The organism is Rhizobium sp. USDA 4016, from assembly GCF_056279705.1.
The window spans coordinates 650,076-663,550 of sequence record NZ_JBWCCY010000002.1; the positions used below are offsets into that span (position 1 = coordinate 650,076).

The window sequence follows — 13,475 nt, forward strand, 5'->3', positions numbered from 1 at the left end:
CTACCTCCTTCGCCGTATAAGGGCGTCGACTGCGACAACGCCTTTGTTTTCAGGAAGAACCATCAATGGATTAATGTCCAGTTCCTCCAGACGCGCGGCATTCTTTACGACATAATCTGCCGCTGCTGCGACAGCGAAGACAACCGCTTCGAGGTCGCCTTTTGGACGGCCACGATAGCCGTTGATCAATTTTCCGATCCTCAGACGCGAAATCGTCTCCGTTATCGCCGTTCTTGTCGTTGGAAGCGACAAAATGGCGGAATCTTCAAGCAATTCCACCAAAATTCCGCCCGAACCGACTGTGAGTGTCAATCCGAAGACAGGATCGCGTGCTGCTCCAATGATCAGCTCTGCGACGCTGTGCTCCACCATCTTTTCGACCAGGAATGCCTTGGTGCCGTTCATCGATGTGGCTGCTTCGAATACCGCCGTTGCGTCCTTTAAGTTGAGCGCCACCGCACCCGCCTCCGTCTTGTGCTCAATGGCGAGCCCCTTGAGCGCGACGGGATAGCCGAGCTCGTCCGAGCGCTTCATCGCCTCTTGCGGAGAATTCGCAACGAAACCGGCAGGGACGGGAACGCCAAAGGCCGAGAGCGCTGCCTTTGCATCGACCTCATCTAACGTTTCGATCTCGCCTTCGACTTGTGGCACGTCGAGAAGGCGTAGCCCTGGTGGAACGCTCCATTCCCGACCGATGCGGCTTGCGATTTCGGTTGCTGCAAGCGTTTCGAATATGCCGCAAAAAGGCACGACGCCTCTTTTCATCAGGCTGACGGCACGATCTTCAGGCATATTTTCGGGCAGCGTCGCGACAACGCCTGCAAGCCCACCGGTGGAGGCTGAAGCGGCAACGATCGCATCGACCGTCGTCGTCCAGTCGGCAGCATCGCATCGGTCGGTCCGCGGGAAATCAAGCACGACGAGGTTGAGCGCATAGCCGCCCTCAAACATTGCCGTAAAAGCCTCCGTCTGGCGACCGAGATCGCCCCACGCAAACGTATGGTAGTCCAAGGGATTGGAAAGGGTGACCATTTGCCCGAGCGCGAGGCGAAGGGGCGCCAGCTGCCCAGGCCGCAAGGCGCGAAATTCTACGGCGCGACCGACGGCGGCATCCGCCATCAGCGACGCTTCACCACCTGAACAGCTCATCGAGGAAATCGCATTGCCGGTAAGCGGTCCGGCAACATGCAGGAGTTTTAGCGTTTCCAGCAACTCCGGTAATGAGCCGACACGGCCGATCCCCAGACGGCCAAGAACGGCATCGGCGACCGCGTCGCTGCCGGAAAGCGAGGCCGTATGAGAAATCGTCGCTCGTTTCGCCTGCTCGGATTTCCCGACCTTTAGCGCAACGACCGGCTTTTTCAGCTCGCGTGCTCGCAGCGCGAGCTCCTGGAGCGCCGGCAGGTTTCCGAAACCCTCTACGTGAAGCCCGACTGCCGTGACGCGAGGGTCCTCGAGCAGCGCGTAGGCGACGTCTGAAAGTGACGTCTGCGCCTGGTTGCCGACCGTGACCAGATAGGCGATGGGCAGGCCGCGCGTCTGCATGGTCAGGTTGAGCGCGATATTTGAGGACTGGGTAAGGATCGCAACGCCGCGGTTGACACGTTGCATCCCATGCTGGTCGGGCCAGAGCAATGCGCCATCGAGACCGTTGATCAAACCATAGCAGTTCGGCCCGAGGATCGGCATGTCGCCCGCCGCGTCCAGCAGGCGCCTTTGAAGATCGGCACCGTCGGCCAATTCGCCGGCCGCCTCGCTAAAGCCCGATGCGTAACAGACCGCACCGCCTGCTCCTCTTGCAGCAAGATCTCTGACGATGTCGAGTGTCAGCATCCTGTTGACGCCGACGAAAGCGGCATCTGGCGCGGCGGGCATTTCCAGGATCGAACGATAACAGCGCCGTCCATGAACCTCTTCGAGTTTTGGATGGACGGGCCAGACGTCTCCACCGAACCCCATTCGGTCGCACTGCTCGATAACCCGATGCGCCTCGCGACCGCCGAAGACAGCGATGGTTTGAGGTCTGAGCAGGCGGTCGAGCGAGCGCTGGGTCATCGTTTCATGCTCCGAATGGCCGCAGCAGCTCACGGCTGATGATGTGGCGCTGGATCTCGGAAGTGCCGTCCCAGATGCGCTCGACCCGCGCATCCCGCCAGAACCGGGCAATCGGCAGATCGTCCATCAGACCCATCCCGCCGAAGATCTGGATCGCCTCGTCAGTTACGCGCGCAAGCATTTCGGAAGCGTAGAGCTTTGCCGAGGCGATCTCGCGGTTGGCGCCAATACCTTGATCGAGCCGCCAGGCTGCAGCAAGCGTCAGCCAATCGGCCGCATCGATCTCGGTGATCATATCCGCGAGCTTGAAAGAAACGCCCTGATTGGCCCCGATCGGCTTGCCGAACTGCCTGCGCTCGGCAGCGTAGGGAAGGGCCATGTCGAAGACGCGCCGGGCCCTTCCGACGCAGGTGGCGGCAACTGTCAGTCGCGTGCCGTAGAGCCATTCATTGGCAATATCGAATCCGCGATGGATCCCGCCCAGCACCTGGCTCTCGGGAAGCCGGCAATCGGTGAAGTTCAAGATGCAATTGTGGTAGCCGCGGTGCGATATGGAATCATATCCCTTGAGGATCTCGAAGCCCGGCGTGCCGCGGTCGACGAGGAAGGCCGTAATTTTCTTCTTCGTTCCCTTCTGTGTCGCCTCCTCGCCGGTTGCGGCAAAGACGATGACGAAATCGGCGACGTCGGCATGCGAGATGAAATGCTTCGTGCCATTGAGAATGAAATCGCTCCCATGGCGGCGGGCCGCACACTTCATGCCGCGCATGTCTGAGCCGGCATCCGGCTCGGTAATTGCAAGCGCGTCGATCCGCTCGCCGCGCACAGCCGGCAGCAGATACCGGTCCCGTTGGTCACCTTCGCAGGCCATGAGAATACCCGAGGGACGACCGAAGAAGACAGTCAGTGCCATCGAGCCGCGGCCAAGCTCCCGCTCCACCAGAGTAAAAGTGGTATGGTCGAGCCCGGCGCCGCCAACCTCTTCAGGGAAATTGCAGGCGTAAAAGCCGAGTTCGATACACTTGCGCCGGATCGCCTGGCCAAGTTCAGGCGCGACGACGCCGGTGCGCTCGACGGCGTTTTCGTGCGGATAGATTTCCGTTTCGACGAAGCCGCGGACCGTTTTGACGATCATCTCCTGTTCTTCGTTGAGAGCAAAATTCATGACGAACCCCAACGCTTCTGACCGACGTGGCGGCCGGCTCCTTCAGGACGGGGGAGAGCCGCATGGGCAGCGGCGATGGACCCGGCTTTCTCGAGCACCCCAGCTGCGGCGGGTATCGCTTTGCCGGCCCTTGTGTCGACATGCAGCAACATGTGCTCGGCGGTCGCAATCGCCTCGCCAGCCGCCGTGTCATGGATCGTGTGGAACACCTGCAACCGCTTTTCATCGACGCAAAGCACCTGACAGGTTGCGTGGATCGCCTGACCGAGCTTGGCCTCTCCGAGATGGCGGATATGGGTCTCCACCGTATAATAGCTTTGCCCCGCCTCAACATAAGCGAGATCAACACCGATGAGGCGCAAGAGGGCATCCGAAGTGTCGCCGAAAACCTGCAGGTAACGGTGCTCGGTCATATGGCCATTATAGTCGACCCAGGCGGGGCTGACCTTGGTTTCGACCAGTCGCAGCGGTTGCGAGAGATCCGATGATGCCTTCGTCTTTCCGCTCGCTGCCCAAAGCGCGTGCTCGAAATCCTTAAGCAGCTTTCCAGCACCCCAGCCCTTGCCGCCATTGGACCCCTTCAGGGCCTGAAGGATACCGACGAGATTCTCGTCGCGAATTCGTTCGAGCTCACGAATGGAACGGCCGGCTGCCTGCTCATCGGACTGCTGGCCGATCTTTTCGACGAGTGCGTCGTCAAGATCGACCACATTGGTGAGCTTCGTCCAGGGCCATGCGAGGCAGGGACCGAACTGTTGGAGGAAGTGGCGCATGCCAGCCTCGCCACCTGCAATCCGATAGGTCTCGAAGAGACCCATCTGTGCCCAGCGCAGGCCGAAGGAATAGCGGATCACGTCGTCAAGCGTCTCGACTGTGCAGATATCGTCATGGATCAACCAGAGGGCTTCGCGCCAGAGCGCCTCGAGAAGGCGGTCGCCGACAAAAGCCTCGATCTCCTTGGCGATGTGAACGCCCTTCATGCCAATCGGCGGCAATTTTTCCATCGCGGCCTTGATCGTCGCCATCGCCGTCTTCTCGCCGCCGACGATCTCGACCAGCGGCAGAAGATAGACCGGATTATAGGGATGGGCGACGAAGAGGCGTTCCGGATACTGCATGTCCTGCTGAAGATCGGTCGGCAGCAGGCCCGACGTCGAGGAGCCAATTAAGGCGTCCGGTCGCGCTGCCGCGTCGATCTGGGCTAACACGCGACGCTTCAAGTCGAGCCGTTCGGGCACGCTTTCCTGGATCCAGTCGGCATCGATGACGGCTTCTTCCAAGCTGCCGCAGAAGGTCAACTTGCCGCGTTTTGGCAGCGGTGCGCCTGTCAGCATCGCATAGGCCCGTTCGGCATTGGTGAGGACCTCGCCGATGATGCGGCGCGCGTCAGGATGTGGATCGAAGACGTCAACGTCGATACCGGCCAGAAGGAAGCGAGCAATCCATCCGCCGCCGATGACGCCGCCGCCTATGCAGGCTGCCTTGTTGATCTTGATCATCCGGCCCTCAGCGCTTCGTCAGTTTCAGCTTCTTTCGGACCGCTTCCGGCCCGATGATGCGCGCGCCCATGCCTTCGACCACCTGGACTGCCTTTTCGACAAGCTGGGCATTGGTGGCAAGCGTGCCCTTGCCGGCATAGAGATTGTCCTCCAGGCCGACACGGACGTTTCCGCCGGCGAGAATAGCCGCTGCCGGATAGGCCATGGCGTTGCGGCCGATCGAGAAGGCCGAAAAGGTCCAGCTCTGCGGCACGTTGTTGACCATCGCCATGAAGGTATTGAGATCGTCCGGCGCCCCCCACGGGATACCCATGCAGAGCTGGATCAGCACCGGGTCCTCGATCAGGCGTTCTTCGGCAAGCTGTTTGGCGAACCAGAGATGGCCGGTATCGAACGCCTCGATTTCTGGCCGCACACCGAGATCGGTCATCTTTTTCGCCATCGCGCGCAGCATGCCTGGCGTATTGGTCATGACATAGTCGCCGAGACTGAAGTTCATGGTACCGCAGTCGAGCGTGCAGATTTCCGGCAGGCATTCGCCGACATGGCTGACACGCTCGCTGGCGCCCGCCATGTCGGTCCCTTTTGGGTTCAGGGGCAGAGGCGTTTCGACATTGCCGAAAATCAGGTCGCCGCCCATGCCGGCCGTCAGATTGAGCACGACATCGATCTCGGCGGAGCGGATGCGATCGGTGACTTCCTTGTAGAGGTCGTTGCGCCGGCTTGCGGCACCGGTGTCCGGATCGCGGACATGGCAGTGAACGACTGCCGCCCCAGCCTTGGCGGCGTCGATCGCGGAATCCGCGATCTGCTTGGGAGTGATGGGAACGTGGCTGGATTTCGAGACCGTATCGCCGGCGCCGGTCACGGCACAGGTGATGAAGACATCGCGGTTCATCACAAGAGGCATTTTGTTCTCCCTCGTATTGAGGCCATTACGCGGCAAAGCCCCGGCCATTGCTTTGCATAAACGGAACTAGATGATACAGTTTTGGAAATCGTGGAGAGTCCATGCTGACGCGATCGACAGAACGGCTCGATATAGACCTTCTGATATTGCCGGAAACGAACCTGATCCTGATCGCCTCGGTGATCGAGCCGTTGCGAGGCGCCAACCGCATTGCCGGCAACGAGATCTATCGCTGGCGTCTATTGACCCCGGATGGCGATCCGGCTCCGACCACCAGCGACATCCCGGTTCCCGCCTGCGCGCCCTTCAAGGCTTCGGCCGATACGGCGCCACTCTTCGTGCTCGCGAGCTACAACTGGCGGCAAAGTGCCACTCCGGCCCTGAAGATGCAGCTTTCGCAGGCTGCTCGCTACCGAAGGATGATTGCGGGCATCGAATCCGGCACGTGGCTGCTTGCCGAAGCAAGCCTTCTTGATGGGTCTTCTGCGACTATCCATTGGGAGGATTTCGAAGATTTCGCACTCGCCTACCCGCACGTTCGGGCCTCAAGGGACCGCTTCGTCATCGATGGCAAGCGGCTGACCACTGCCGGCTCATTGCCGACCGTCGATCTGATGCTCGAGGTGATCCGGCAGCGGCAAGGTTATTCTCTGGCGCTGGAGGTCAGCCGGCTCTTCAGCTACGAACAAGCAAATTTCCATTCCGAGCACGAGCTTTCTCCATCGACTGTCAGTTTGCGGATGCGCGATCCGCGTGTCGCTCACGCGATCCGGTTGATGGAAGACAACATCGAGCAGCCTTTGGTTCTGGCCAGGCTTGCGCGCCGCGTCGGCATCAGCGCGCGTCACCTGCAGGGGCTCTTTCAGGAGAGCATTGGGGCGCCGCCGCATGTGCACTATCTGGCGTTGCGGTTGAATGCTGCCCGTCGCAAGGTGATCGAGACCAAGGCATCTTTTGCCGATATCGCAGCCGCAACCGGCTTCAATTCGGCTTCTGCCTTTGCCCGGAGCTACCGGGCAAGCTTCTCCGAGAGCCCCTCCGACACCCGGCGACGCCTTCGCCGTCGCATCATGTTGGCGCAAGAGCGGCCATAGGCTGGAAGGCCTCCCGCACCCTTTCGGCCAGTTCCTGGATTGCCGCGGTGGAATGATGCCGGCTGCGGCGCAATACGACCCGGGATGAATCGACCAGCGGAAAGCCATCAGCACTCGTCAGTTCCCGGCATCCGGGCGGGATGTTGCTGCGGGAGAGCGTGGTCACCGCAAGCCCGGCGGCGACCGCGTTCTTCAGTCCGGAACTAGTATCGGCAATGAAGGCAATGCGATATCTGCGGCCGTGCTGCTCCAGCGAACGAAGTGCAAAATCGCGGCACCAGGTTGAATTTCTGTAAATTGCGATCGGCAGCGGATCGGCGTCGTGTAACCGATGCACCAGCGAGGTCACCCAAACCGTAGGGTCGATGCAAAGTACCTCGCCGTTGATCTGATTGCTCCAGTCGAAGACGACGGCGAGGTCCAGGTCGTCGCGTTCGAGCGCTGCGAGATTATGGGATGTGTAATCGCAAGAGATCGTCACCTCGACGGCCGGGTGGCGCACGGAGAATGCAGCAAGTGCGGCCGGCAATACGGTCTGACTATATTCTTCGGGGATACCGATGCGAACAGGCCCGTCCAGCGGCTTGGTCCGGATCGTCGCCGTTGCCTCGTTCAGAAGGTCGATCACCCGTCGGGCATAGGGAAGGAGCTGCGTTCCAGCGCCTGTCAGAGCAACGCCGCGCGCGCCTCTTTCGAAAAGCGTTTCGCCGATCGTGTCCTCTAGTCGTTTCACCTGAGCGCTGACAGCCGACTGGGTTCGGCCGATGCGCTGGGCGGCGGCCGAAAAGTTCGACGTTTCGGTCACAACCAGAAAGGTCCGCAGCAGGTCGCTTTCAATTGGTTCACGCATGGGCAGCCACAAAGAAATCCGATGGCAGACATCTCTACTATTCGTTTGCCTGATGTCAATTACGGGCGCACACAGATCGTGTCGCTTCAGTCTTGTCCCAAGGCAGCCCGTATGACCATCCATCTTCAGGCACGTTCCTTCGCGCTCAGCGAGCACGAAAAAGGCATTGCTCTTGTGGTCGCCGCAACTCTTGCCTGGAGCGCCAGTGGCCTCTATTCGCGGCTCTTGACTGTCGATGTGTGGACGACGATCGCCTGGCGCTCGCTGTTTGGCGGTCTTTTTCTCCTGGTTCCGAGCCTCTTCCTGGAAGGCGGCTTTTCCAGGCGTCAATGGCGCTCGGTCTTCCATCCCTCGGGTCTTGCGATGATTGGATGTCAGACCTTCAGTCAGGCCTGCTTTATCGGCGCACTCTATATGACCAGCGTTGCGAACGTCACGATGATCTACGCCACCGCCCCCTTCATTGCCGCCCTCTTCGGCTGGCTGATCCTGAAGGAGAAAGTCGCAAGGCGAACCCTCGTTGCCGGAGGCGTCTGTTTCTCGGGAGTGGCGGTCATCGTGGCCTCTTCAATCGGCGGCGGCACAGGATCTGGCGACCTTCTGGCGCTCGGAATGACCGTCTCATTTGCCCTTGTCATCATCATTCCCCGCATCAACCCCGATGTGCCAAGCCTTCCCCCGACTATCGTCAGTGCGTTTCTCACCCTTGTCCTCTTTGCACCTTTTGGTTCGATCGGTTCCCTTGATCTTCACAACTGGGTCGTGCTTGCGGCATTCGGGGCTACGAATTTCTCCATTGCGCTGGTTCTGTTCCTTGCGGGTGCACGACGTATGGCGCCGGCGGAAGCTGCCCTTCTCGGCACCATGGAAATCATTCTGACACCTTTCTGGGTCTGGCTGTTCTTTGCCGAACAACCGCCGGCCGCCACGTTCTTGGGCGGTGCAATCATCCTGGCTGCCGTGCTCTGGCATACGATCATCGATTTCCGCCGTTGCCGCCGGATGCTCGCAAAGGCTGAGAATTCTCCTTTCTAGAATTGGGCGGATATTCACAAACCACCTTCCCGATCGCCTGTTTTCCTTCGATGAGTCCTGCGGATTTAAGGAAATGCTCAAGTGTCCATTTCTGCAATCTTTGCTTGGGGCTCGTTGAGGAGTATCCTCTGAAGTTAAGAACCTAGATCATGAGCGGGATGCGGGCGGGCACGGCATGCCCTTTCCTCATCCCGCCCATCAATGGGCGAGAAAAGCCCATGCTTTCGGGAGGAAGAAATGAAACGCAGAACCCAGGTCGAGAGGAAAACGTCGCGCCGTAAATTCCTAAGCGGCGCAGCCATGGCCGGCGCGGCGATGATGGCGGCGCCAAGCGTCGTCAAGGCGCAGGGGCCGGTCAACATGCGCTGGCAGAGCACCTGGCCTTCCAAGGATATCTTTCACGAGTTCGCACTCGATTTTGCACAGAAGGTCAACGACATGACTGGCGGTGATCTCAAGATCGAGGTACTGCCGGCGGGTGCCGTTGTGCCGGCCTTCGGCCTGCTCGATGCGGTCTCCCAGGGGACGCTCGACGGCGGCCACGGCGTGCTTGTCTATCATTACGGCAAACAGACGGCACTGGCGCTCTGGGGCTCGGGTCCAGGCTTTGCGATGGATGCCAACATGCTGCTTGCCTGGCATAAATATGGCGGCGGCAAGGAGCTGCTCGCCAAGCTTTACGAATCGATCGGCGCGAACGTCGTCTCGTTCCCCTATGGCCCAATGCCGACACAACCGCTCGGCTGGTTCAAGAAGCCGGTCGCCAAAATCGAGGATATCCAGGGCCTGAAGTTCCGCACCGTCGGCATTTCGATCGACGTCTTCACGGCTCTTGGGGCCGCGGTCAACGCGCTGCCCGCTGGAGAAATCGTTGCGGCGCTCGACCGCGGGCTGCTTGATGCGGCCGAGTTCAACAATGCCTCATCCGACCGGGTCCTCGGTTTTCCAGACGTTTCGAAGATCTGCATGCTGCAAGGCTATCACCAGAATGCCGAGCAATTCGAAATCATGTTCAACAAGACCAAGTATGACGGCCTGCCCGAACAGATGAAGGCAATCATCACCAATGCCGTCGAGGCGGCGTCTCAGGACATGGCCTGGAAGGCGATCGACCGCTATTCGAAAGACTATGTCGAGATGCAGACGACCGACAAGGTGAAGTTCTATAAGACTCCGGAGGCGATCCTGAAAAGGCAACTGGAGGTCTACGACGAGGTGGTGAAGAAGAAGGCCGGCGAAAACCCGCTGTTCAAGGAGATTCTTCAATCGCAGATCGCCTTCGCAGAGCGGGCAACGCGATGGGAGCAGGACACCGTCGTCGGCCGGCGGCTCGCCTTTGATCACTACTTCGGACCGAACGGGGTGGCAAAGGAACTCTGAGGTATGATTCAAGCATCACCGGGCAGGAGCCCCGGTGATGCTTGCAGTGAGGATATGCTCTTTCCCGGGGGCACGCGTGAACGTTCAGCATTTTCTGCTCAGGGTGGATGCCGTCAGCGTGTGGGTCGGAAAAGCTTCGGCCTGGCTCATCATCGGCCTGATGACGCTGGTTTGCGTCGAGGTGTTCAAGCGTTACATCCTGAACATGCCGACGGCGTGGATCTTTGACGCCAGCAACATGTTCTATGGCACCCTGTTCATGCTCGCCGGAGCCTACGCGCTGGCGCAGAATGCGCATGTGCGCGGCGATTTTCTTTATAGCTCGCTAAGGCCCCGGATCCAGGCTGGGCTCGATCTCGTCCTTTACGTCCTCTTCTTCCTGCCTGGCGTCGCTGCACTTGTTTACGCCGGCTATGACTATGCGGCGCTTTCCTGGCGGATCGGCGAGCATTCGACGGTGACCGCAGAAGGCCCGCCGATCTATTACTTCAAGACGGTCATTCCGGTGGCAGGCGCGCTCGTCATGCTGCAGGGGCTTGCCGAAATCCTTCGCTGCATCGTCTGCCTGAGGACCGGCGCTTGGCCGGCCCGGCTCAAGGACGTGGAGGAGATTGACGTTGTTGCCGAGCAGCTTGCGCAAAGCGAGCACGTAGACGCAAAGACGCGCGAGGCAGCCATCGAGCGTGCCCACGACCTAGACAGGGCAGCGCGTCAACGGGGAATGGGGGGAGATATCGAAACGTGAGCGATCCGTTCCTCGGACTGATGATGCTGATGCTCATCGTGGTTGTCATCATGATGGGGTTCCCGACGGCCTTCACGCTGATGGGGCTCGGCATGCTCTTCGGCTTCTACGCCTTTTATAATCCCGCCGAACACTGGATCGACAATCGCGTCTTCGACCTGATGGTTCAGCGCACCTACGGGGCAATGACCAACGACGTCTTGATCTCCATCCCGCTCTTCGTATTGATGGGCTACGTGATGGAGCGCGGCGCGCTGGTCGACAAGATGTTCTACAGCATCCAGCTGTCGTTCCGGCGCGTTCCTGCGTCGCTTGCCGTGGCAACGCTGATCGTGTGCACGTTCTGGGGGATTGCGAGCGGTCTCGTCGGCGCCGTCGTCGTGCTGATGGGGGTGATCGCTATGAGCCCGATGTTGCGAGCGGGCTATGACGTGAAGCTTGCCTCCGGCGTCATAACCGCGGGCGGTACGCTGGGCATCCTGATCCCGCCCTCGGTGATGATCATTGTCTATGCGGCGGTTGCTGGGCAGTCCGTGGTCAAGCTCTACGCTGCGACGATGTTTCCAGGTTTCTTCCTCGCGTTCCTCTATCTCGCCTATATTCTCACCTGGGCGGCGATCAACCCGAAAGTCGCGCCCGCCTTGCCGGAGGAGCAGACGCGGGTTCCGGTGGCAAGCTGGATGCGCAGTCTTCAGGCGGCCTATTCGCAAAACATGATGCTCGGTCTTTTGCGTGCATTGACCTCGCCATCAAAGGCGATGGCACTCGAAACGGCTGAGGGACGGCTCACCTACTGGACGCTCTTCAAGAATTTCTGTGCAGCCCTCGTGCCCTTCTCCTTGACTGCATTCACGCTGCTGCTGGTGTGGTGGTATGTTGTTATTCATCCGCAGGCCTTAGGCGAGGCGGAAGCCCCCGAAGGGCTGGAGCAGCTCGGAGCGCCTGCGGCGGATGCGGGCGCGGCCATGGTCAATGGCCCGGCGACGAGCTTCTACGTGTCGTTCGCACTCGTTGCAGCAATCGCTGCTGCGGCCCTTTCCCGCTACTACTACAACATGGGTGCGGAGCGGCTTCAGGTGATAAAGCTTCTGGTGTCCTCCGTCATGCCGCTCGCGCTCCTCACTGTCGTCGTGCTCGCCGTCATCCTGTTCGGTATCACGACGGCAACCGAGTCTGCCGCAGTCGGCGCAGCCGGCGCCTTCCTGTTGGCATTCCAGGCCAGAACGCTCAACTGGAAACGCACCAAGGAGGCAGTATTCCTGACGGCGAAGACGACGGCGATGGTCTGTTGGCTCTTCGTCGGCTCCGCGCTTTTCTCCGCCGTTTTCGCCATCCTGGGAGGGCAGGCGCTGATCGAAGAATGGGTCTTGGCGCTTGAGTTGACACCGGTGCAGTTCATGATCCTGTCGCAGGCGATCATCTTCATTCTTGGTTGGCCGCTGGAATGGACCGAGATCATCATTATCTTCGTGCCCATCTTCCTGCCGATGCTGAGACACTTCGATATCGACCCCATCCTTTGGGGCGTCCTCGTCTTCGTCAATCTGCAGGCAGCCTTCCTGTCGCCGCCGGTGGCGATGTCGGCTTACTATCTCAAGGGCGTTTCACCGCCGCACGTCACGCTCAACCAGATCTTCGCAGGTATGATGCCCTACATGCTGATCGTCATCCTTTGCATGGTCATCATGTATGTTTGGCCGGGAATGGCACTTTGGCTTCCGAACTATCTCTACGGCTGAAAGATGCTTTGCGCCGTACTGCGTGCACAGAAGGCGCTTGCATTTCCTTTCATGCACTTCACATTCACGAAAAGGCATTGAGGGAGGTGGTCATGACGGATGATCGCAAGGCGACGCTCGTGCACATATCGGGAAGGGTCCAGGGCGTCAGCTTCCGCATATGGACAAAGACCCAGGCACAGCGGTTCGGCTTGACCGGCTGGGTGCGAAACGAAGATGACGGATCTGTGACCGCATTGATCGCCGGCCAGGATGCGGCGGTTTCCGCAATGTTGAAACAGTTTTGGAAGGGACCCGTCGGCGCGTCCGTTTCCAGTGTCGTGACCGAACAGGCCTCCTTGGATGAGGCGCGATCGGACTTCCGAATCACGAGCTGAGGTTGACGGCCTTCGGAGAGGCATTTGTTATGGCGCCCCAGACGTCAAACGCTGGATCCGATGACAAGCCCGGCTAGTGCGTTGCCGATTTCTGCTTGGCAATCGTCAGGATATAATCGTCGGCGATATCAGCGACCGCCATGGCGATCTCTGCTGCCGAAAACTCCATTAGCCTCTCGCTGAAAATGATCTCGTGAACGGCCTCTTCGATCTTCTGCCGGCAGGCAAAAAGGCGATCGGCATGATTGACCTGTATAGAAGGTAATTCCATAGTTCTCATAACTCCGATCTTTAGCGGTGGTGATCACCGACGACGCATCGACCCAATAGAAAAGCTCGCTGACACTGCGATTGCTCGCTCCCACCGGCCGAAAGCCCCCAATATTGACGGAGGAAGCATAACTGTAAAAATTGCCGGGGATGCGTGAAATCGACGTGACACAATTTTAAATAGCAGTATAGTATTTCATGCTAAAACACGCTGCCCCGGGACTCGTCGCAGGTTTATTCCTAAGTCAGGTACCTTAAATTGAAACCAGTTAGACTTGGTTGCATAACATTAAGACGATCCGTGGTGGGACAGCAAGAATATCGTTCGATAAAAGATCACCTTTAGTTGCATTTTT

General features: G+C 59.3%; 12 protein-coding genes. 6 read left to right on the top strand and 6 right to left on the bottom strand.

The window, feature by feature from the left end; translation table 11 throughout:
* The 4 genes from ACZ9DP_RS04055 to bcoG are packed head-to-tail and all read right to left on the bottom strand — an operon-like array spanning window position 1 to window position 5,629.
* Window positions 1-2,055, bottom strand: coding sequence for an acetate--CoA ligase family protein (locus ACZ9DP_RS04055; protein ID WP_476200377.1), 2,055 nt, complete (start codon window positions 2,053-2,055; stop codon window positions 1-3).
* 4 nt (window positions 2,056-2,059) lie between these two features.
* Window positions 2,060-3,220 (bottom strand): acyl-CoA dehydrogenase family protein, encoded by a 1,161-nt coding sequence (locus tag ACZ9DP_RS04060; protein ID WP_074072610.1) that lies wholly within the window; start codon window positions 3,218-3,220, stop codon window positions 2,060-2,062.
* On the bottom strand, window positions 3,217-4,719 hold the full coding sequence (locus tag ACZ9DP_RS04065; protein WP_476200378.1) for a carnitine 3-dehydrogenase: 1,503 nt from the start codon (window positions 4,717-4,719) through the stop codon (window positions 3,217-3,219). The genes ACZ9DP_RS04060 and ACZ9DP_RS04065 overlap by 4 nt, the downstream gene beginning before the upstream one ends.
* Before the next feature lie 7 nt (window positions 4,720-4,726).
* Window positions 4,727-5,629, bottom strand: a complete 903-nt coding sequence (gene bcoG / locus ACZ9DP_RS04070; protein WP_476200380.1) for a 3-dehydrocarnitine:acetyl-CoA trimethylamine transferase BcoG — start codon at window positions 5,627-5,629, stop codon at window positions 4,727-4,729.
* Window positions 5,630-5,730: 101 nt separating this feature from the next.
* On the opposite strand from bcoG, the gene ACZ9DP_RS04075 reads away from it, so the two are divergent.
* On the top strand, window positions 5,731-6,723 hold the full coding sequence (locus ACZ9DP_RS04075; RefSeq protein ID WP_476200381.1) for a GlxA family transcriptional regulator: 993 nt from the start codon (window positions 5,731-5,733) through the stop codon (window positions 6,721-6,723).
* Here ACZ9DP_RS04075 and ACZ9DP_RS04080 read toward each other — a convergent pair.
* Window positions 6,698-7,573, bottom strand: a complete 876-nt coding sequence (locus ACZ9DP_RS04080; protein WP_476200383.1) for a LysR substrate-binding domain-containing protein — start codon at window positions 7,571-7,573, stop codon at window positions 6,698-6,700. The genes ACZ9DP_RS04075 and ACZ9DP_RS04080 overlap by 26 nt on opposite strands.
* 111 nt (window positions 7,574-7,684) lie before the next feature.
* Between ACZ9DP_RS04080 and ACZ9DP_RS04085 the strand changes: the two genes are divergently transcribed.
* The 5 genes from ACZ9DP_RS04085 to ACZ9DP_RS04105 all read left to right on the top strand — a co-directional run bounded on the left by ACZ9DP_RS04085 (window position 7,685) and on the right by ACZ9DP_RS04105 (window position 12,849).
* Entirely contained in the window at window positions 7,685-8,608 is a 924-nt protein-coding gene (locus ACZ9DP_RS04085) for a DMT family transporter (protein ID WP_476200384.1), read from the top strand.
* A gap of 237 nt (window positions 8,609-8,845) precedes the next feature.
* Entirely contained in the window at window positions 8,846-9,988 is a 1,143-nt protein-coding gene (locus ACZ9DP_RS04090; RefSeq protein ID WP_476200386.1) for a TRAP transporter substrate-binding protein, read from the top strand.
* Between the two features lie 37 nt (window positions 9,989-10,025).
* Entirely contained in the window at window positions 10,026-10,733 is a 708-nt protein-coding gene (locus ACZ9DP_RS04095; protein ID WP_074072604.1) for a TRAP transporter small permease subunit, read from the top strand.
* Window positions 10,730-12,472: a TRAP transporter large permease gene (locus ACZ9DP_RS04100; RefSeq protein ID WP_476200388.1), complete on the top strand. Its 1,743-nt coding sequence runs from the start codon at window positions 10,730-10,732 to the stop codon at window positions 12,470-12,472. Before ACZ9DP_RS04095 ends, ACZ9DP_RS04100 begins: the two co-directional genes overlap by 4 nt.
* A 92-nt stretch (window positions 12,473-12,564) precedes the next feature.
* Window positions 12,565-12,849 (top strand): acylphosphatase, encoded by a 285-nt coding sequence (locus ACZ9DP_RS04105; RefSeq protein WP_476200390.1) that lies wholly within the window; start codon window positions 12,565-12,567, stop codon window positions 12,847-12,849.
* Window positions 12,850-12,922: 73 nt separating this feature from the next.
* On the opposite strand, the gene ACZ9DP_RS04110 is transcribed toward ACZ9DP_RS04105, so the two are convergent.
* On the bottom strand, window positions 12,923-13,120 hold the full coding sequence (locus tag ACZ9DP_RS04110) for a hypothetical protein (protein WP_022712721.1): 198 nt from the start codon (window positions 13,118-13,120) through the stop codon (window positions 12,923-12,925).
* Window positions 13,121-13,475: the final 355 nt, after the last annotated feature.